This window comes from Bowmanella sp. JS7-9 (assembly GCF_004329715.1).
Classification (GTDB): Bacteria; Pseudomonadota; Gammaproteobacteria; order Enterobacterales; family Alteromonadaceae; genus Pseudobowmanella; species Pseudobowmanella zhangzhouensis.
In genome coordinates this window covers 90563-109217 of record NZ_JXSY01000013.1, presented here as the reverse complement: position 1 = coordinate 109217, position 18655 = coordinate 90563, and the positions used below count along the sequence as shown (strand labels likewise).

19 protein-coding genes are annotated in these 18655 nt (G+C 50.7%); 9 read left to right on the top strand and 10 right to left on the bottom strand.

What is annotated here, in order from left to right:
- Nucleotides 1–68 precede the first annotated feature (68 nt).
- The gene (locus tag TK45_RS07795; RefSeq protein WP_131258086.1) at nt 69–722 is read left to right on the top strand and encodes a uracil-DNA glycosylase family protein; all 654 of its coding nucleotides are present in this window, start codon (nt 69–71) and stop codon (nt 720–722) included.
- A 129-nt stretch (nt 723–851) separates the two neighbouring features.
- Here the strand turns inward: TK45_RS07795 and TK45_RS07790 are convergent, their stop codons facing one another.
- The 5 genes from TK45_RS07790 to purM form a co-directional block, all read right to left on the bottom strand.
- A complete protein-coding gene (locus TK45_RS07790) occupies nt 852–1934 on the bottom strand; it encodes an MBL fold metallo-hydrolase (RefSeq protein ID WP_131258085.1) in 1083 nt (360 codons plus the stop codon).
- A 148-nt stretch (nt 1935–2082) separates the two neighbouring features.
- Nucleotides 2083–4566: an acyl-CoA dehydrogenase FadE gene (fadE, locus tag TK45_RS07785; protein ID WP_131258084.1), complete on the bottom strand. Its 2484-nt coding sequence runs from the start codon at nt 4564–4566 to the stop codon at nt 2083–2085.
- A gap of 137 nt (nt 4567–4703) precedes the next feature.
- Nucleotides 4704–5465 (bottom strand): DUF3108 domain-containing protein, encoded by a 762-nt coding sequence (locus TK45_RS07780; RefSeq protein WP_165490738.1) that lies wholly within the window; start codon nt 5463–5465, stop codon nt 4704–4706.
- Entirely contained in the window at nt 5413–6051 is a 639-nt protein-coding gene (gene purN, locus TK45_RS07775) for a phosphoribosylglycinamide formyltransferase (RefSeq protein ID WP_131258082.1), read from the bottom strand. The genes TK45_RS07780 and purN overlap by 53 nt, the downstream gene beginning before the upstream one ends.
- Before the next feature lie 2 nt (nt 6052–6053).
- Nucleotides 6054–7091, bottom strand: a complete 1038-nt coding sequence (gene purM, locus TK45_RS07770; RefSeq protein WP_131258081.1) for a phosphoribosylformylglycinamidine cyclo-ligase — start codon at nt 7089–7091, stop codon at nt 6054–6056.
- 135 nt (nt 7092–7226) lie between these two features.
- Between purM and TK45_RS07765 the strand changes: the two genes are divergently transcribed.
- Together TK45_RS07765 and hda are read left to right on the top strand one after the other, a co-directional pair.
- A complete protein-coding gene (locus TK45_RS07765) occupies nt 7227–8333 on the top strand; it encodes a DUF2066 domain-containing protein (protein WP_131258080.1) in 1107 nt (368 codons plus the stop codon).
- Entirely contained in the window at nt 8333–9034 is a 702-nt protein-coding gene (gene hda / locus TK45_RS07760; protein ID WP_131258079.1) for a DnaA regulatory inactivator Hda, read from the top strand. The genes TK45_RS07765 and hda overlap by 1 nt, the downstream gene beginning before the upstream one ends.
- Here hda and TK45_RS07755 read toward each other — a convergent pair.
- From TK45_RS07755 to arsC, 3 genes are all read right to left on the bottom strand, one after another.
- Nucleotides 9026–10858, bottom strand: a complete 1833-nt coding sequence (locus tag TK45_RS07755) for a hypothetical protein (protein ID WP_131258078.1) — start codon at nt 10856–10858, stop codon at nt 9026–9028. The genes hda and TK45_RS07755 overlap by 9 nt on opposite strands.
- Nucleotides 10859–10935: 77 nt before the next feature.
- Nucleotides 10936–11322 carry a DUF2069 domain-containing protein gene (locus TK45_RS07750; RefSeq protein WP_131258077.1) on the bottom strand — a complete coding sequence of 129 codons (387 nt, stop codon included), beginning with the start codon at nt 11320–11322 and terminating at the stop codon, nt 10936–10938.
- 70 nt (nt 11323–11392) lie between these two features.
- Nucleotides 11393–11746, bottom strand: coding sequence for an arsenate reductase (glutaredoxin) (gene arsC / locus TK45_RS07745; RefSeq protein ID WP_131258076.1), 354 nt, complete (start codon nt 11744–11746; stop codon nt 11393–11395).
- Nucleotides 11747–11815: 69 nt separating this feature from the next.
- On the opposite strand from arsC, the gene TK45_RS07740 reads away from it, so the two are divergent.
- Nucleotides 11816–12286, top strand: coding sequence for a TlpA disulfide reductase family protein (locus tag TK45_RS07740; protein ID WP_131258075.1), 471 nt, complete (start codon nt 11816–11818; stop codon nt 12284–12286).
- On the opposite strand, the gene TK45_RS07735 is transcribed toward TK45_RS07740, so the two are convergent.
- Nucleotides 12278–13750, bottom strand: a complete 1473-nt coding sequence (locus tag TK45_RS07735) for a M48 family metalloprotease (RefSeq protein WP_131258074.1) — start codon at nt 13748–13750, stop codon at nt 12278–12280. The two genes, TK45_RS07740 and TK45_RS07735, sit on opposite strands and share 9 nt — an antisense overlap.
- 226 nt (nt 13751–13976) lie before the next feature.
- Here TK45_RS07735 and TK45_RS07730 point away from each other — a divergent pair, with 226 nt between their 5' ends.
- Both TK45_RS07730 and TK45_RS07725 read left to right on the top strand, forming a co-directional pair.
- Nucleotides 13977–14183, top strand: a complete 207-nt coding sequence (locus TK45_RS07730) for a hypothetical protein (RefSeq protein WP_131258073.1) — start codon at nt 13977–13979, stop codon at nt 14181–14183.
- Nucleotides 14167–15243 (top strand): AI-2E family transporter, encoded by a 1077-nt coding sequence (locus tag TK45_RS07725; RefSeq protein WP_131258072.1) that lies wholly within the window; start codon nt 14167–14169, stop codon nt 15241–15243. Before TK45_RS07730 ends, TK45_RS07725 begins: the two co-directional genes overlap by 17 nt.
- Nucleotides 15244–15259: 16 nt before the next feature.
- Here the strand turns inward: TK45_RS07725 and bcp are convergent, their stop codons facing one another.
- Nucleotides 15260–15724 (bottom strand): thioredoxin-dependent thiol peroxidase, encoded by a 465-nt coding sequence (gene bcp / locus TK45_RS07720; protein WP_131258071.1) that lies wholly within the window; start codon nt 15722–15724, stop codon nt 15260–15262.
- Nucleotides 15725–15922: 198 nt separating this feature from the next.
- Between bcp and dapA the strand changes: the two genes are divergently transcribed.
- Genes dapA through purC form a run of 3 tightly spaced genes read left to right on the top strand, consistent with a single transcriptional unit; the run spans nt 15923 to nt 18639 of the window.
- The gene (dapA, locus tag TK45_RS07715; protein ID WP_131258070.1) at nt 15923–16804 is read left to right on the top strand and encodes a 4-hydroxy-tetrahydrodipicolinate synthase; all 882 of its coding nucleotides are present in this window, start codon (nt 15923–15925) and stop codon (nt 16802–16804) included.
- A gap of 10 nt (nt 16805–16814) precedes the next feature.
- A complete protein-coding gene (bamC, locus tag TK45_RS07710; protein ID WP_131258069.1) occupies nt 16815–17912 on the top strand; it encodes an outer membrane protein assembly factor BamC in 1098 nt (365 codons plus the stop codon).
- A 16-nt stretch (nt 17913–17928) separates the two neighbouring features.
- Nucleotides 17929–18639, top strand: coding sequence for a phosphoribosylaminoimidazolesuccinocarboxamide synthase (gene purC / locus TK45_RS07705; RefSeq protein ID WP_131258068.1), 711 nt, complete (start codon nt 17929–17931; stop codon nt 18637–18639).
- Nucleotides 18640–18655: the final 16 nt, after the last annotated feature.

The following is an 18655-nucleotide window of genomic DNA, read 5'->3' as shown; positions in this document are numbered from 1 at the left end:
ATTACTCGCTGCGCTCCTAATTTACCGATGAGCAAAGCGTTATATTTTTGGATGATTTAGCAGTAAAAATGAATAAATTAGAAAAATACAAGCGTTTAGTTAACAAACGAAAAGAATTCGATTTTGGACATGGTCTATTAAATCCATCAGAAATTAACGATGGAATATATGACTGCGAAGAAATAGGTGCATGGTCACAATGGCAAGGCAACTTGGATGCAAAGATTCTGTTAATTGGTCAGGATTGGGGGGATATCGACTATTTCACAGATAACAAGGGGCAGGATATAGATCAAAATCCTACGAACAAGAATCTGATTGAGCTTTTCCGGTGTATTGGAATCGAAATTGGAACCCCTTCTACTCCAAATAAATCAGCTCCGGTGTTCTTTACGAATTCTATTCTTGGGATTAAGGAGGAAGGTAAAATGGCTGGTAAAGTTAATCAGTCATGGGCAAGGCAATGTACCAAAGAGTTTTTAACACCCTTAATTGAAATAATTGAACCAAAAATAATTATTACACTTGGCACACACGCATTCTCTGAGGTTGCATATTTATACGGACTTAAGAAGTCCTCCCTTAAAAACATACTCGCATCCTCACCGGAAATTTCCATTGAGAACAAATTAATTTGCCCAAGGTTTCATTGCGGAGGGCGGGGCCTCGCTAACAGAAAGCTAGATCTTCAAAAGCAAGATTGGTTGAGAATTGTGGTATAAAAATTTAACAATTGCATTGAGGGGACTTGCTCTCAGCGGTGTTTCGTTCGTTGCAGAATGCCTCAATCCTCACATCACTCCGGGACGCCCCTCATGCTTGGCGTTACTTCACCTAATTAAGCCATTGCTCTACAACGCCACTTCATCGCCTTCGTTCAATATCAACAAGGGTGTGGTGGCGTTCATTTCTTGCTGCATATGCAGCAATCGTAACAGTGGGGAGTGGGAGCTAATGTCGCCCATTTTCCAGCTGGCATTGCCATAACCCCAGGGGATCATGACCTTACAGCCTAATTCCTGCGCGGCAATTAGCGCGTCTTCTGGCGTGGTGTGCACGTAGCAGTACCATTCGCCGTCCTGCGGGTGGTAATAAGAGGCAATCGGCAACAGGCATACATCCATATCGCCGTATCGTTGCTGAATTTTTTTAAAATGGGGTGAGTAGCCGGTGTCACCAGCGAAGAATAATCGCTTACCGCCTTGCTCGATTACCCAGCCACCCCACAGGGTTTTGTTTTGATCTTCATACAGGTAAGGCACCCAGATGCGGCTGCTGAAGTGATTGGCCGGTACAAAATGAATGGTGAGGTCGTTCAGCGAGGTATTGGCATACCATGCCATTTCAGTGATGTGGTAACCGCCGGATGGGAAGTGTTCAGCGAAGTTTAACGGCACCAGATAGTGTGGTTTGGTGCCCAGCGCGTTGATGTCGGCCTTGTTGAAATGGTCATAATGCACGTGGGAATAGAGCACCGCTTCGACCTGCTGTAATTCATCGTCGGCTGGCCAGGCGGGCGGGTTACGGAAAAAACCATCGCTTAGCCGGAATGCCCAGTCTACTGGCCAGTCGAACTGATCGCTGACCGGATCGAGCAGTAATGAGGTGTTATTGGCGGTCTGAATCAAAAAGCTGGCATGGCCTAACCAGCGCACGGTAAAACCGCTGCCGCTGATAGCCGGGCGTTTAGGGCCGGTGTACTGGCAGTTTTCTGCCGGTTGCTCACATACCACCTGCGGATGGGGTGGATAGCAATCTGCACTACAGGTGACGGGATAATCGTGCTTGCCGGTAAACAGGTTGGTAACGCGCTGCTGCTGGCCCTCGTGGCTGCTATGTTTGATGGTTGTGCCTTCACCATCGAGGCGGCTGACATGATTTGCCGCGCAGCCGGTTAGTGTTGTCAGCAGCAAGCCCAAAATAATCCGTTGCATAAGTCGTTGTTTGTTAGCGTAAAACTATCCCTAAGCGGATGTTACGTTAATCACATTAGCTGGCAACACCCGGGCTGTTACAAAGTATGTGTTTACGGCAACAAAAAAGGCGCCACAGGGCGCCTTTTAAATGGAGTAAACGGGTCGCTTAGGCGACGGCCTCGGCTTCATCACTGGCTTTGGCTTTTTTGGTACGTTTAACCGGCTTGCTACCCTGAGCTGGCAGCTCTTGTGGGGCAAAGTCGTCCACGTTGATTGCCAGTAAACGGCCTGCTTCGGTGCGACGCAGCAGGTCGGCTTCTTCGGCGCTGATCACGCCCAGTTCCAGACCTTTATCTGCCAGCACATCCAGCTGCGTCATTGGCAGACGCTCGCCCAATGCTTTACAGACTTTCTTGAACGGTGCTTCGGCGGCAATCATGTCTTCCAGCGTCTGCTCCTGAATACCTACGGCGTTTTCTGGCTCACGAGTCAGGTACTGACCACGGATCAGGCGGTTACGCGCGGCACCCGGCGTTTGAATCAGCTTGGCTACGGCGTAATCCAGCTCGTCCGATGGACGGTCAAACTGTTTGCCAAATGGCATGACGATGGCGCGCATAAACCAACCCAGCGCTTTAACCGGGAAGTTAGCCAACAGTTCGTGCTGTGCTACTTCCAGCTTGTGCAGTGAGTCTTGCACAGCCCAGTGCAGCAAAGGTAAATCTTCCTGCTGACGGCCTTCGTCGTCGAAACGTTTCAGCGCACAGCTGGCCAGATAGATGTAGCTCAGCATGTCACCCAGACGCGCAGACAGACGCTCGCGACGCTTCAGTTCACCACCTAACACGCCCATGGCAACGTCAGATAACAATGCCAGGTTGGTTGAGTAGCGCTCCAGCGCACGGTAGTACTTGGCAGTGCTGTCGCTAAATGGCGCAGATGCCAGGCGGGCACCGGTCAGTGAGAACCACGCAGAGCGGAAGAAGTTGCTGATGGCAAAACCGATATGACCAAACAGCGCGGCATCAAAGTCGTTGAGTGCCTGTTCACGATCATCGCTGTTGGCCGCGTACAATTCTTTTAGTACGTACGGGTGGCAACGCATCGCGCCCTGACCATAAATCATCATGTTACGGGTCAGAATGTTGGCACCTTCTACGGTGATACCGATTGGAATTGCCTGATAACCACGGCCGAGGTAGTTGTTCGGGCCTAAACAGATCCCTTTACCACCGTGGACATCCATGGCTGCTTCCATCACCTGACGGGCTTTTTCCGTCATGTGATATTTACAGATAGCCGAGATAACCGACGGCTTTTCACCCATGCCCAGTGCAGCGGTGGTCATGGTGGTGACCGCGTCCATCAGATAAGCGTTACCGCCAATCACAGACAGTTTTTCTTCGATACCTTCCATTGCACCAATCGGCAGTTTGAACTGACGACGGATGCGGGCGTAAGAGCCAGATGCAGCAGCGACAGTTTTGGTGCCACCGGCTGAGTTAGAAGGCAGTGTGATACAACGGCCTACCGATAAACACTCAACCAGCATACGCCAGCCCTGGCCAGCCATTTTGGCGCCACCGATAATGTAATCCAGCGGTACAAAGATATCTTTGCCGCGTACCGGACCATTCATGAATGGTACGTTCAGCGGGAAGTGGCGGTTGCCGATATCCAGGCCTTTGGTGTCACGTGGAATCAGGGCACAGGTGATACCGATGTCTTCCTGATCACCCAATAAACCATCCGGGTCACGTAGTTTAAACGCCAGACCGACAACCGTCGCCACCGGCGCCAGCGTGATATAGCGTTTGTTAAAGGTCAGGCGCATACCCAACACTTCTTCGCCGTTAAACTCGCCTTTACAGACGATACCAACGTCCGGGATGGCACCGGCGTCAGAGCCAGCTTCCGGGCTGGTTAAGGCAAAGCAGGGGATTTCCTGACCTTCCGCCAAACGAGGCAGGTAGTAGTCTTTTTGCTCTTCGGTTCCATAGTGTTGCAGCAGCTCGCCCGGGCCTAATGAGTTAGGTACACCTACGGTACTGGATAACACGGCACCTTTTGAAGACAGCTTTTGCAGTACGCGGGATTGCGCATACTGAGAGAACTCCAGACCACCGTATTTTTTCTTGATGATCATGGCGAAGAATTTGTTGTCCTTCAGGTATTCCCATACATGCGGTGGCAGGTCGGCTAGCTTGTGGTTCACTTCCCACTCGTCAACCATGCGGCACACTTCATCACACGGGCCATCCAGGAAAGCCTGTTCCTCAGGGGTTAACTGCGCCTGCGGGAAGCTGTGCAGCTTGTGCCAATCTGGCTTACCACTGAAGATATCACCGTCCCACCATACCGTACCGGCATCGATGGCTTCCTGTTCAGTGCGGGACATTTCCGGCATGATCTTTTTAAAGATTTTCAGAACAGGCAGGGTGAGATTGGATTTACGGAACGATTCCACGTTCAGGGCCAGGGCGATAACGGCAAACACCAACCAGCTGAACATACCAAAGGTACCGCTGATGATAGTGCCGAGCGCCATAACCGCGCCAATGGTGAACGTTGCAGTTTGCAATTTAAAGCGTTGATAACTGACGACACCGATGGTGGCAATCAGAATCAAAACCCAGATTAAGCCTTGCATAAGGGCTCCTTGATAAGAGGTCAGACCAGATTCTGCATTAAGCTATTACGCCGGGGCAGAAAAATCAAGATCTGCGCAGTGGATTGTTAATTTCAGGTTAGTTGATACGTAGCGATTTCGTGGCAGGTTTAACCGGATTATGGGTTATTTTTTTGGGCGGTTTGGTCGGCCAGTTGGGCAGGTTGATAACGACGCAGCAACAAATCGGCCTGTTCATCGCCATCTTTAAACTGTTGAATGCGCACCAGCAGATAGTTCAGGGACGGGGCAAACCAGTAAAAGGTCTCGCGATCACTGCCTTCGCGGATTCTGGCGACTTTAATCGCTTCGATTTGGCCGTAGGGCAGGGTTAATTTCTCTTCGGCAACGGCTTTAAAATCCAGCGTGCGAAAGTCACCCCGCTCATTGACGATAGGAAAGTGAAATTCCCGCTGGCCTTGTTGCAGGGCGGCGCGCATGGCAAGCTGATACAACTGATTATCCAGTTCGGCCTGCCAGGGGTGGGTTTTATCGTTAACAAATAGTTTGCCTAATTCGTCATCGAAACGGATATGGGTGGCACGATCTTTACCGGTGCCGGAGCGCTGATATTGATATTCCAGCGGAATGAGCTTTTCGCAGTCGAGCCTGAACAAGCTGAATTCGCGGCGCTCATCAGAGAAAAACAAAAAGGATGCTTCGGAGTGGTAGGACAGGCGATATTGATTATCGCCTGCGTATTCCAGAATTTGTTGTGCGCTGCCCAGTTTACGGCCACTGCGCAGGGCATCATAGCTGGCGTGGTATGGATGCCAATCCAACGCCACAGCAAGCGGACTGATAAATAACAGCAGTCCGCACAGGGCTTTAATCGGCTGCGTAACCTTGTGGGCCAATAAGCTGATTGTCGAGATAGGCATGATCATTTTCCATTTTGAGACGTCCGGTACAAAACCAGTTGCACACCAATGGGTAGATTTGACGTTCCTGCTCCTGAACGCGCTCTGCCAGCGTGTCGGCGGTGTCTTCTTCAAACACGGGGACCCGTGCCTGCAGAATAACCGGCCCGCCATCCAGTTCTGCTGTGACGAAATGTACCGAACAACCGTGTTCTTCGTCGTTGGCGTCAATGGCGCGCTGATGGGTGTGCAATCCTTTGTACTTAGGCAACAAAGATGGATGAATGTTCAACAGGCGTCCAGCAAAATGTTCGACAAATCCGGTACTTAAGATGCGCATAAAGCCCGCCAACACCACTAAATCCGCCTGAAAGATATCAATTGTAGCGGCCAGTGCATGGTCATATTCGTCACGATCGGAATAGGCTTTATGGTCGAGCACCACGGTGGAAATGTCGGCCTGTTCGGCGCGCACTAATCCATAGGCGTCGGCGTTATTGGAAATAACCGCCAGCACCTGACCATCAATTTTCCCGGCGGCGCACTGGTCAATAATGGCCTGCAGGTTGGAGCCGTTACCGGAAATGACAACAACGATATTTTTCATGCTTAGTTAATCTCTACCGCGTCTGCACCATCTTTGCTGGCGATATGTCCGATAACCCAAGCATTTTCGCCCGATGCCTGCAGTGCCGCGACAGCCTGTTCAGCGTGCTGCTGAGGTAATGCGATGATTAAGCCCACACCACAGTTGAAGGTGCGGTACATTTCGTGGGTAGTCACATTGCCCTGTTGCTGTAACCAGTTGAAAATGGCCGGCCACTGCCAGCTGCTGCCATCGATCACGGCTTTGCAGTTGTCAGGTAATACGCGCGGGATATTTTCCCAGAAGCCACCGCCAGTAATATGCGAAATAGCGTGTACCGGGGTGGTTTCTAACAACGCCAATACTGATTTCACGTAGATACGGGTAGGGGTTAATAACCAGTCTGCCAGCGATTTGCCTTCATACATTTCATTGGTGTCGGCGTTGCTGACTTCCAGAATCTTGCGGATCAGCGAGTAACCATTTGAATGCGGGCCGCTTGAACCCAACGCGATCAGCGCATCACCCGCCTGCACTTTGGTACCATCGATCAGATTGTCCTGTTCGACTACGCCTACGCAGAAGCCCGCGATATCGTAGTCTTCACCGTGATACATGCCCGGCATTTCAGCGGTCTCGCCGCCAATCAGCGCACAGCCAGCCTGCTCGCACCCTTCGCCAATACCGCCGACTACGGCCGCTGCGGTATCTACATCCAGTTTGCCGGTGGCATAATAATCAAGGAAAAACAGTGGCTCAGCACCCTGTACAATCAGGTCATTGACGCACATGGCAACCAGGTCAATCCCTACGCCATCGTGGCGCTTTAAATCCATGGCTAAACGCAATTTAGTACCTACACCGTCGGTACCCGAAACCAATAATGGGCGTTTGTATTTTTCCGGAATGGCGCATAACGCACCAAAGCCACCTAAACCACCACGCACTTCCGGACGCGCAGTACGTTTGGCAACAGATTTAATACGCTCTACCAAACGGTTACCCGCATCAATATCTACACCGGCGTCTTTGTAACTCAGGGAAGGGGAAGTGTCGCTCACAGGGTACCTCGTTATATGGGCTGGGAGAAAAATTGCGCGGATTTTAGCAGTTTACGCCACCAAAGGTAACGCTTAATACGCAGTTAACAGGTGCAATTTGCGTGTAAATCTATAAGAATACACAAAAAACTAATTATGAAGATTGTGCTGCGTTCACTCCTTACTCCTCTGACACTGATTATCATGCTGGTCTCCTTGCCGCTGTGTGCGGCTGAGGTAAAGGATCTGTACAGCGCGCAAACCGATGCCAGCTTAAATGACAGCAAGCGCAATCAAACAGCACTGGCGACGGTATTGGTAAAAGTCACCGGTAAAGAACAAATACTGGAACACCCCGCAGTGCGCAGTGCGATGCGCAGAGCCAGCGACCTGCTGTTATCTTTTCGCTTCGATGTGCGCGATGGGCAGCGCGTTTATCTGGCCACTTTCGATCAAAGTAAAGTTGATGCCTTGATTAATACCGCGGACTTTCCGTTGTGGTCATCCATTCGTCCACACACACTGGTGTGGCTGGCGGTGGAAGATGAACAAGGCGAGCGTGTCGTTATTAACGAAGACAGCCCGCAAACGCTGAAATCGGTGCTGCTGACCGAAGTATCACAACGTGGATTGGACGTCAGTTTGCCGCTGATGGATTTGACCGATTTAGCCGTGGTGAGTTTGTACGATATTTGGGGACGGTTTAGTCTGCCGGTGCTGGAAGCCAGTCAACGTTACCAACCCGATATGGTGGTGCTGGCCCGCCTGCATAAAGCGACACCGGAAGCGCCGATGGAAACCGCTGAACAAAACGCCGATGCGCTGGGTACTGATACCATGCCTGGCTGGCAACTAGAATGGCAAAATTTGACCATGGGACAACTGACCCGTGAGCAAATCAGTGGTGACAACCCGCAACTGTTGATTCGCCAATTTGTCGCGGCGATGGCAACCCAACAGGCGCAGCGCTATGCGGTGAGCCTAAGTCAGGATCAGACCGAGTTGCAGACAGTTCAGCTTAAGATCACCAATGTATTTGACTTGTTAGGTTATGAAAATGCCAGACGTTACCTGGCGGGCTTAACCTCGGTGGCGGAGATTCGTACCGCTGAAGTGAATGGCAATGTGGTGACATTTTCCCTGCGACTATACAGCTCTGCGCAGGAATTGCGCCGCACTCTGGCACTGGATGACAAACTCAAAACGGCGCGGGACGAATTCGGCATGCCGGTCTCTGAACTGGAATTTAGTTGGGAGCCCTGATGCAGGAACAGTTGTCGCTGCCAGTTACCCTGCCTGATGACCAGACGTTCGATAGCTTTATTGCGGCGGGCAATGAGGCTTTACTGGCGCATTTGCATGCCCCTCGCCAGGCTGGAAAGTCCGGCGCTTGCCTGACGTTTATTGCCGGTGATGCCGGTAGCGGCAAAAGCCATCTTTTATATGCCATGTGCCATCAACTATCCGCGGCGCAGCAGCAGGTGGGTTATCTGGATTTGCAGTTGCTTGGCCAGCTGCAACCGGCGATGTTAACCGGTCTCGAACATTACGATTTAATTTGTATTGATAATCTGCATTGTCTGGATGGTCACCAATTATGGCAGGAAGCCCTGTTCGATTTGATTAATCGCTGCATTGAGGTGGGGCGCGCGCATTTGGTGGTTACGGCCAACAGTGGGCCAAAGTCGCTGCCGTTACAGCTGGCTGATTTACAAAGCCGCCTGAGTTGGGGCACCACCTTTTCCCTGAGTGCTTTGCAGGATGATGAACTGCAAACCATGCTGATCAAACGTGCGCAATTGCGTGGCATGGTGATGAACCAGGAAGTCGCGCACTTTATTCTGACCCGCTATACCCGTCACAGCCATCGCCTGATGGACTTACTGGCCCGGTTAGATCAGCTTTCTTTGCAGCAGCAAAAAAAGCTGACCATCCCGTTCGTTAAACAGGTGTTATCACTGTAACGGCAGCTTCGCTGTGCCGTGGGCTTGCAAACGCTGAGTGAATTCTTGCGGTAACCAAGGTTGCGTGGTTTTGCCAGACGCTGTACAGCGTGGATCCGCCGGTGCGAAGGTACATAAATAATCTTCACCCGCTGCGATGGCCTGATTATCGCTAAATGCGGCAACGGTAGCTGAGCCGTCCAGTTCGGGAATGATCGACTCAAGAATAAATGCCGCTTTACCTTGTAACGCATCTTTGCCGATGCGGTTTTTCTCTGCCCATCCGGTGATGTTGGTGTCCTGATCCCAGATAACCGTAACGGTGTCGACGCCAAAGGTTTTGACCATCAGCATGTGCTGAAAGTACATGGCAAGGTCTTCTGCGATGGCTGAGTAGTTATAAAAATCCACCCCAGAGTCCGGCGCAAAGAAACCACCGATGTCAGCGGCTGTGTAGCTTAATTGGGTAGCACTGTAGTTGGGTGTTTGACCCGCACCCGTGCCAAAGCGTACGTCTGCTAACGCCTGCATTTCGACTGAGGTGAGCGGATAGGACGACTCCAGCGTTTGATTAATTCGATTGCTACGTGATGCAGAAAAGGGATCACTGGTAGTGCTCAGTGACGCCCAGCGCGCCGGTGAAATATAGTCGTTGGCGTGGGCCAGTTCATGAAACAGTAACCGACTGATATCTTTAGCCATTTCCTCAAAAGGGCGGGATTGACGTTGGGACGCGCTGTAGCCTTTGAAGAAGAATTCATCGTTTTGGGTGTAAGTGGTGTACATGTCAAATTGCAGTGCATCACCAAACGCGGCGCGATAATCTGGTGCATCCAGCAAGGTGTCGCGCTCCTGTGGGGTTTGCCATAAATAGACAGGATCGAGATAGATGGCGCCGGTCGCCGACCAGAAAAACGCCGGAGTAACGTCATAGGAAATCACCACTGCGGTGGTGGCGCGCAATAAACGCATCACATCACTGCCGGCGGCAGAATTACGCAAGTATTCCTCGAATCGCTGGCCCATCCAGTCATGAGAAACCACCACGCGGTTCATCACGTCATCGACAGTGGGCGTTTCGCTGTCCATGGCCAGCAAGGGCAGGGTGCTGAAGCGGCAGGTATTATTGAGCGTATTGCTTACCACGCAATCGACCAGCACATCGGCATAAGGTGAGTCGGCGCGGTAGGGATGAATATCACTACTCATCACCTGCTCGGCGTAAACCGGGAAATAGCCATCTGTGCTGTTTATCGGCGTATCGTCTATCAAAACAAAAGCCTGTTCAGTGGCGGTTTGACCAGAGCTAAAGGTGACCGTGGCTTTAAATTCCAGCAGCGTATCGCGGCTTACCGATGGGGCAGTAAAAAACAGGTATTGCCCGTTGGTGGTGGTAGTTACGGCCGGGCCGCTGACTTGTTGCCAACTGACATTGCTAATGGCGAGATCGCCATCGACTCGTAAAGAAACCGTTTGCTTGCCGGTCCGTGATGCATTGCTGGCAGGCAGTTGTTCCACCGCCGTGTGGTCGAGACGTAATTGCGCGGCAGGTGATGAACTGGCTTGCACGTTGACGCTGATGTCGGCGGATTGCAGGGTGCCGTTTATTTGGCTGGAAAAGCGGAAGGTATAGTTACCCGCGACGTCTACATCGGCACTGACGACTTTGCTGTTGCCTGCCAGAAACTCCAGTTGTACCGGGCCACTGAGTTGTTGCCAGCTAAAATCCGACCCTTCCAGTCCCCGGTTAAATACCGCTGCTAGCCCAAGGGTTTGCCCCTCGACAATTTCTTGCTGTGCGTACAGTGTAAATGGATCGGTGCTACCGCTAGTCGGAGGTGGCATTTGTAGACTACCCCCTCCGCCGCCGCATCCTGCAAGCAATAAACTTCCTGTTACTAACCCAGTTAACTTGTACATAGTTACTCCTGTTGGCTGGCTTTTTTCAGACCTAAACCTAATTCCCGACCGCGTAAGCGGGCGAAATAGCTACAACCGATAAACATCATGCTGGCAAACAATAATTCAACCAGAGCATAAAACCATTCACCGCGATGGTCATACAGCGCGGTTAAACTGTGCAAAAAGTAAAACATGACGATGAAATTGGCCCACGCGTGGGTATAGGGTTTTCCTGCCACCATGCCGGGTAACGGCAGCAGCAAAGGCAGGATAAACACCAGAAAAATAAAAAAGTAGCTGTAAGGCTGTTCGGCGCGTAATACCAACTGCCACAGGGTCACAAAGCTCAGTAATCCGAAGTATCCGATCAGTGCCAGTGCGCGAAAGCGTTTTGTCTTGGGTTGCATAACATTCCTGAAATAAATAACACACCCGGCTCAGTGTGTGTTGTACGCGCAGAGCCGGAAAATCGATGACTTAAAGAATTTCGAGTACTTGCTCGGGCGGACGGCCCAGAGCAGCTTTGCTGCCATTGATGACAATCGGGCGTTCCAGTAATCCGGGGTTGTCTAACAAAGCGGCCAAGAGTTGCGGTTCAGTGACATCCGCATTATCCAGATTAAGCTCTTTGTAGCGGTCTTCTTTGCGACGCATAAAGTCGCGTAATGAGGAGACATTTAAAGCGGCTTGAATATGGCGGATTTGATCTTCGTCCAGACCGGTTTTCAGGTATTCAATAACCTCTGGCTCAATGCCTTGTTGTTGCAGCAGGCTCAACGTTTCGCGACTTTTCGAGCAGCGTGGATTGTGCAGGATTGTAATTTTTGTCATTAGTCTGTAGTTTTTTTGGCAAATGTCGGCGGTTATTTTGCCAAACACACCCACAGAGGTATACACACAATGCTCAAAAAAGGCCTGATTCTGATTGCGGCGCTGGCCGCTTTGCTGGCGGGAATTATGGCTAGTAGCCGTTTATCGGCACAGTTTGAATTGGTCAATGGGCAAACCGGGCGCCTGGACGATTACGCCGGGCGTTATCTTGTGATCAATTATTTCGCCCGCTGGTGCGCGCCTTGTCTGCGTGAAATTCCTGAACTTAACGCCTTCGTCGCAGGCATGGATACCCGCCAAACCGCGTTTTTAGCCGTCGACTGGGATCGTCTGCCGAAAGATAAAATGCAGGCGATGATCGATGAGTTAGACATGCGTTTTTCGGTGGTCAGCGACGACACTAAGATGCCGATTCCTTTTACCCGACCAGATAAATTACCTGCCACCTTTATTCTTGGGCCGGATGGTGAGCTCGCCGCCACTTTGTGGGGAGAGCAAACCGCAGCCAGTATCGACGCCAAACTGGCCGAATTACAGTGATTTGAGTTTGCGCTCCGCTTCTCTTAGTTGATCGATCCGCGCGCGGATACGTTGCTGTTCGAGACGTTGTTCGCCGGTAAAATTATACGCGGTTTGTAATTCGTCGATGGCCTTAGGGTAAACCGATAGCAAGGCGAAAAACTCGGCACGGGCCTGATGCATTTCCATTTTTTGTTTGCTTTCCGAATAGGCATCAGCCAAAAGCTGGTAGCTGAGCGTGTGTTCCGGATTAATCAATAAATAGTCTTTAAGCAGCGCGATGGCTCGCTCATATTGACGGCCCTTAATCAGGGCGTTGGCCAGATTCAGACTCACCACACGATTGCGCGGCATACGTTTTGCCATGGGGTCGAGCAGGGCGATGGCGTCGTCGACCCGTTTTTGTTCCAGCAGAATGTCAGTCATCGCATCGATAAAAAACAGGTTGTCTGGTTGTGCCGCCAACAAACCGGCTAAGGTTTTCTCAGCCTGAGCATACTTTTCGTCGGCAAAATCCAACAATACCAAACCATAGGTGCCTGCCTGTTGCCATGCTGGCAGCGGGTGGTTTTGTATTTTTTCAAAGTAATCACGGTTATTGGCCACATCGTCGCTATAGCGCGCCAAAACCCTTACTTTTGCCAGGGCAAAGCTTTCACTGACCTGTCTCGATTGCGGTGGTACGGCATACATGTCGGCACGAGAGCGTGCATCGGCAATACGCGACTCGGGCAATGGGTGCGTCAACAAAAAAGCGGGCGGTTTGGATTTATACCGATAACGCTCGGCCAATTTTCCAAAAAACGTGCCGGCAGCGTTGGGGTCGAAGCCGGACTTAGATAACATTTGGATGCCAATGCGGTCGGCTTCCTTTTCGTTATCGCGGGTGTAATTGATTGCAGCTTGCTGCGCGCCCGCCATACCGGCACCTAAAATCGCCATCCCCGCCTCGGGATTGGCCATCGACACCAATACACCGCCCAGCATGGATAACATTTGCAGAGGGCTATTATTCTGACTGGCTTCGATAGAGCGCGCGATATGCCGCTGGGTGACGTGGGTAATTTCGTGCGCCAGCACCGACGCTAGTTCGCTTTCATTGTCGGCGGCAATCAATAATCCGGTATGCACGGCCACGTGGCCGCCAAAAAAGGCAAACGCATTAATGTCGCTGTTGTTTATCCAAAAAAACCGAAAAGGGAATTTTACATTGTCAGCTTGGGTGACCAGCCGGTTACCCAGATCCTGCAGGTATTCTTCCAACAAGGGATCATTGACGATGGGTGCCTGAGCGCGCAATTGCCGCATATAGGCATCACCAATGGTACGCTCACGATCGATGCTGATTGCATTTGACGCAACCACACCAATTTCCGGCAGCTGGTTTTTTTGGTGACCCAGGGGAGATGTTTGCGCCATAGCGCCATTGGCAAACAGGGCCAGAACAATTAAAGAGGTTCGAAACATTCCTGCAACTCGTTTCATACTGCAGCCAGTTTGAGCGGCTAACGACGGCAAAGTTCCCTTTAGCCGCTGATTCTTATTCACCTAAGGTACGGACTTCATTAGCATTTTACAATGCTGTAAAGCGATAAATAAGCTCGATGAAGCGTTCAGCTTCATTACGGAACAATGATATGCTATCTCCACCAAATGACGATGAGACGAGCCGTTGATAGCACAGTTGGATATTCGGGCGATGCGCTGTCCTATGGCGCTGTTGACCAGCAAACGCTGGATTGCCGATTTGCCTCGTCATCACCCAGCCAGACTGTTGATTAGTGAACGGCGTGAGCATCAGGATATTGTGAACTGGTTGCGCCGAGAAAATATCGATTTTTGTTATAACCCTGTCCCACAAGGGATAGAGCTGAAACTTTTTGTAACGATGGATGAGCCAGATGTTCCAGATCTTTAGTCAGTGGTACAAACGTAAGTTTTCTGATCCGGATGCCGCGACACTCGCAGCACTGATTCTGGTGTCGGTGTTAGTGCTGGCGTTCTGGGGCAATATGCTGATGCCGGTGATTGTGGCGATTGTATTGGCCTACCTGTTGGACTGGCCGGTGGAACGTATGGCCCGTTTGGGCGTGGGGCGCACGCTGGGCACCAGCCTGGTGGTATTGATTGCCGTCACGCTATTCCTGTTTATGTTGCTGGGTTTGGCGCCACTGGTTTTTAAACAGGGCGTTAATCTGCTCAGTGAAACCCCTGCAATCTGGGCCAAAACCAAACAATGGATGCTGATGTTGCCTGAACGCTACCCGGATTTTGTCGATGCGCAGCAGGTTCAGCAGTTATGGCAATCAGTTAATGACCATATTGTGCAATACGGCCAAGAGTTGATAACCGAATCGTTTGGATCATTAGTGAATGTGGCAGCCTTGTTGATTTATTTCATTCTGGTGCCTTTGATGGTGTTCTTTATGCTCAAGGACAAGCAGGTATTGCTGACTCACATTGGTCGGTTGTTACCGCGTGAACGCCGCCTGATCAAACAGGTTGGGGTAGAGATGAATGGACAAATCATCAATTACATTCGCGGTAAAGTGATTGAAATCCTGATTGTTGGCTCTGCGTCTGCGGTTACTTTTGCGCTGATGGATTTACGTTATTCGTTGTTGCTCGGTGTATTGATCGGATTATCCGTGTTGATCCCGTATATCGGCGCGGCAGTGGTGACCATTCCGGTCGCGGTGGTGGCGTTGTTTCAGTGGGGTGTGACGGCAGATTTTTGGTATCTGATGACCGCGTACGCCATCATTCAGGCGTTAGATGGCAATTTGCTGGTGCCTTTGCTGTTTTCCGAAGCGGTGAGTTTGCATCCGGTGTATATCATTATTGCCGTGTTGTTTTTCGGAGGTATGTGGGGCTTTTGGGGGGTGTTCTTTGCTATCCCGCTGGCCACACTGGTTAAAGCGGTGGGCACCGCCTGGTCGGAAACATCCCAACCAAGCGTTGCAGTTAGCGAGTCGTAATTCGCCTGAGGCTGGTTTACTGATTTAAGTAAGCCAGCACCACCTCGTGGTGGTCTTTGGTTTTAAATTTATCAAACACATGGGCGATAGTGCCGTTCTCATCGATCAGGAAACTGATGCGATGCAGTCCATCAAATTCCCGGCCCATAAATTTTTTCGGTCCCCACACTCCAAACTTGTCGGCCACGGTATGATCTTCATCGGATAGCAGAGTGAAGTTGAGATTGTCCCGTTCAATAAATTTTGGCAATCGCTTAACCGGATCGGTGCTGATTCCCAGTACTTTGACCCCATGGGTATCGAGGTCGGCTTTGCTGTCACGCAGACCCTGCGCCTGCACGGTACAACCCGGGGTCATGGCTTTGGGGTAGAAATACACCAGCACTTTCTGACCACGAAACTGACTTAATGTTGTTGGCGTATTGTTTTCATCTGGCAGGGTAAAATCGGGGGCAGTTTGGCCCGCTTGTAGCATTTGCATGATGGCTCCTTTTTAACTTGTCAGGGCCTGATATGGTGACAGCAGGCGAACAGATCAAGCATGGATAAAATTGTGTTCAAAACCGCGTGAAAATTAATCGGCCAAATTTGCCTAAAGATTGCGCAGTTCGCTTGCGCTCGCCTTGTAATTTAGGGGGGCGGTCAGTATCATCGGGCGCGTATTTAGCACGGAGCCCCTATGTTCAAAGGTAGTATTGTTGCGCTAATCACCCCCATGCATGAAAACGGCGATGTTGATTTCGTCGCATTGCAGCGGCTGGTCGATTTTCATGTTGACGCAGGCACCCATGGTATCGTCTCGGTAGGGACGACCGGTGAGTCAGCAACACTGCCGGTTGATGAGCACATTGCCGTAGTCAAGGCGACCGTGGATTATGCCGCCGGGCGGATTCCGGTATTGGCCGGCAGTGGTGCTAACTCCACCGCCGAAGCCATCGAACTGAGTCAGGCTATGGCACCGCTGGGCGTAGACGGTTTTCTCAGTGTCGTGCCGTATTACAACAAACCTCAACAGCGTGGCATGATTGCCCACTTCGAGGCCGTTGCCGATAGCACGGATAAACCGGTACTGCTCTACAATGTGCCGGGTCGCACAGTCGCGGATATGCTGCCGGAAACCGTGATTGCCTTATCACAGCACCCAAAGATTGTCGGTATTAAAGAAGCGACTGGTGACCTGTCGCGGATTGGCAAGATCAAAGCGGGTGTCACTGACGATTTTGTATTGTTAAGTGGCGACGATGAAACCGGCTGTGAGTTTATTTGCCAAGGTGGTGATGGCGTTATTTCTGTTACCAATAACGTTGCACCGGCATTGATGGCAAAAATGGTCAATGCGGCGCTGGCTGGGGAGCATGAGGTTGCTAATCAGATCAATGCCCATCTAATACCGCTACACAAAACATTATTTATTGAACCGAATCCGGTTATGCCGAAGTACGCTTTGTACCGTATGGGGCTGACGGAATCGGACTTTATCCGCTTACCCATGGTATGTGCGGAACCAAATAACAAGAAGATTATCGAAAGGGTCATGCTCGATATGGGCCTGATTGATTAAAGGAGTTCGCATGAATCGACAAGTTGTACTGTCGTTAGCCATTGGTCTGGCACTCGCCGGTTGTAGTTCTATGGAAAGTCGCCGCACGGCAAATGGGGACTTTGACTATACCAAAGTGAAACAACGTGATGCGTTGCAGGTGCCAGCAGGTCTGGATAAGCCCGAATTTAGTAATGAATATGCTATTCCTGAGATAGGCAAAGATGCGCCGCGTCAGTTGGTCGGTGAGAAGCTGGATATTTCTTCCCCACATCTGGTATTGGCAACCGTTAGCGGCTCACACGTTGAAGAAGGCAGTCGTGATGCCATGGTAATGTTCGACAAAGTCGACGACAGCAAACCGTTAGATACCCAGGTGTGGGATAACTTATTAAGTTATCTGGAAGAGCAAAATATCGGCGTAATGAGCTTTGATAAAGACCAACAGGCTCTGGTAACAGATTGGCTGGTGTATCAGGAGCAAAGCAGCTCATGGCTAAGCACCAGTAGCGTAGATCGCAAAGTGGCGCAGCAGTTTGAATTCCGTCTGGAAATGAAACCACACGGGCGCAGTGCAGTATTGACGGCGCACCTGCGAGATTATCAGGAAACCCTGAACGAGCAGATCAATGCCACCATTGAAGACATTGATACCCGTCGTGCCGAAGTGGATATGCTGAATAAAGTGCTGGCCCACTATGAGAATCAATTGCTGATTGCCAATGCTGAGCGAGCAGCGAAAATTCGCGAAGGCCTGCAATCTGAGCTGGGCTTTGACGCCAAAGGTCAGGCGGCTGTGCTGGTTGAGGGTGACTTCCAGGTAACCTGGCCGCGCCTGTTGCTGGTGCTGAAAAAACTTGGCTTCAATGTCACCGATTTGGATCAATCCAGCGGCCTGATTTATGCTGATTTCCAGGGCAAGGAAAGCAGTTGGTGGGACAGCCTGTTTGGTTCTGACAAAGGACTTAAACTGGAACAGAAAGAATACCATTTACAGGTGGGTGATTTGGGCCGTCAAACCTCAATTACCTTCCTGAACAAAGACAATCAGGTGTTTGATGCGCAAGCATTAAAAGACCTGTATTCGCCGTTTTCTGCGGTAATGGCAGAAGACAACCTCGATCTTTAATTACGAGACCCGATTAATGGAAAAGCGCGCCGAACTGTACCGTGGTAAAGCAAAAACAGTTTTTACCACAGACGATCCTAATCTGTTGATTTTGCAATTTCGAAACGATACCTCAGCGTTTGATGGTGAGCGTATCGAGCAGTTAGCACGCAAGGGCATGGTGAACAATAAGTTCAACCATTTCATTATGACCAAGCTGCAGGAAGCCGGGATTCCGACTCAATTGGAAGCCCTGTTGAGCGATACAGAATCGCTGGTGAAAAAGCTGGAAATGATCCCGGTAGAGTGTGTGGTGCGCAATCGTGCGGCAGGCTCACTGGTGCGTCGATTAGGCGTGCAGGAAGGCATGACGCTGAATCCACCAACGTTTGAATTGTTCCTGAAAAACGACGCGTTACATGATCCAATGGTCAACGAATCTCATGCGATTGCATTCGGTTGGGCAACAGAAGCACAACTGGCTCAGATGAAAACGCTGACCTTTAAAGTGAATCAGGTACTGACACAGTTGTTTGATGCGGCTGGCTTAATTCTGGTGGATTACAAACTGGAATTCGGTGTGTTTAACGGCGAAATCATGTTGGGTGATGAGTTTAGTCCGGACGGTTGCCGTTTGTGGGACAAAGAAACCATGCAAAAAATGGATAAAGACCGTTTCCGTCAGGGACTGGGTGGCGTAGTAGAAGCCTACGAAGAGGTGGCCAACCGCCTGGGTGTGCAACTTTAATCTGCTATCAATATAA

Bases quoted from the DNA above. Each gene is read 5' to 3' on its own strand.
- TK45_RS07735 (WP_131258074.1), bottom strand. From the start codon at position 13,750: ATGAAACGAGTTGCAGGAATGTTTCGAACCTCTTTAATTGTTCTGGCC.
- arsC (WP_131258076.1), bottom strand. From the start codon at position 11,746: ATGACAAAAATTACAATCCTGCACAATCCACGCTGCTCGAAAAGTCGC.
- hda (WP_131258079.1), top strand. From the start codon at position 8,333: ATGCAGGAACAGTTGTCGCTGCCAGTTACCCTGCCTGATGACCAGACG.
- TK45_RS07780 (WP_165490738.1), bottom strand. From the start codon at position 5,465: ATGCCTATCTCGACAATCAGCTTATTGGCCCACAAGGTTACGCAGCCG.
- TK45_RS07730 (WP_131258073.1), top strand. From the start codon at position 13,977: ATGGCGCTGTTGACCAGCAAACGCTGGATTGCCGATTTGCCTCGTCAT.
- TK45_RS07790 (WP_131258085.1), bottom strand. From the start codon at position 1,934: ATGCAACGGATTATTTTGGGCTTGCTGCTGACAACACTAACCGGCTGC.
- TK45_RS07765 (WP_131258080.1), top strand. From the start codon at position 7,227: ATGAAGATTGTGCTGCGTTCACTCCTTACTCCTCTGACACTGATTATC.
- purC (WP_131258068.1), top strand. From the start codon at position 17,929: ATGGAAAAGCGCGCCGAACTGTACCGTGGTAAAGCAAAAACAGTTTTT.
- TK45_RS07755 (WP_131258078.1), bottom strand. From the start codon at position 10,858: ATGCCACCTCCGACTAGCGGTAGCACCGATCCATTTACACTGTACGCA.
- purN (WP_131258082.1), bottom strand. From the start codon at position 6,051: ATGAAAAATATCGTTGTTGTCATTTCCGGTAACGGCTCCAACCTGCAG.
- TK45_RS07795 (WP_131258086.1), top strand. From the start codon at position 69: ATGAATAAATTAGAAAAATACAAGCGTTTAGTTAACAAACGAAAAGAA.
- bcp (WP_131258071.1), bottom strand. From the start codon at position 15,724: ATGCAAATGCTACAAGCGGGCCAAACTGCCCCCGATTTTACCCTGCCA.
- TK45_RS07740 (WP_131258075.1), top strand. From the start codon at position 11,816: ATGCTCAAAAAAGGCCTGATTCTGATTGCGGCGCTGGCCGCTTTGCTG.
- TK45_RS07725 (WP_131258072.1), top strand. From the start codon at position 14,167: ATGTTCCAGATCTTTAGTCAGTGGTACAAACGTAAGTTTTCTGATCCG.
- TK45_RS07750 (WP_131258077.1), bottom strand. From the start codon at position 11,322: ATGCAACCCAAGACAAAACGCTTTCGCGCACTGGCACTGATCGGATAC.
- bamC (WP_131258069.1), top strand. From the start codon at position 16,815: ATGAATCGACAAGTTGTACTGTCGTTAGCCATTGGTCTGGCACTCGCC.
- dapA (WP_131258070.1), top strand. From the start codon at position 15,923: ATGTTCAAAGGTAGTATTGTTGCGCTAATCACCCCCATGCATGAAAAC.
- fadE (WP_131258084.1), bottom strand. From the start codon at position 4,566: ATGCAAGGCTTAATCTGGGTTTTGATTCTGATTGCCACCATCGGTGTC.